The organism is uncultured Tenacibaculum sp., from assembly GCF_947502995.1.
Taxonomy (GTDB): domain Bacteria; phylum Bacteroidota; class Bacteroidia; order Flavobacteriales; family Flavobacteriaceae; genus Polaribacter.
In genome coordinates, this window is sequence record NZ_CANNBW010000088.1 from 1 (window position 1) to 243 (window position 243).

At 33.3% G+C, this 243-nt stretch carries 1 pseudogene; it reads left to right on the forward strand.

The window, feature by feature from the left end:
• Positions 1-243: pseudogene (locus Q1A46_RS20860) on the forward strand (IS3 family transposase); the annotation flags it as partial.

The window sequence follows — 243 nt, forward strand, 5'->3', positions numbered from 1 at the left end:
AAGTATGGTATCCAAGGTAGGAGTACTGTTTTGGTTTGGTTGAGAAAACATGGTATCTTAGACTGGAGTAAACCTTCTTTATTAATGAAATCAAAATCCAAGGAGACACCTGCACAGAAGATTAAGCGATTAGAACGTGAGTTAGAAGATCAGAAGTTAAAGAACTTGATTCTCAATAAAATGATTGATATCTCAGACAGTCAATATGGGACTTCTATTAGAAAAAAGTATTTATCTCAACAA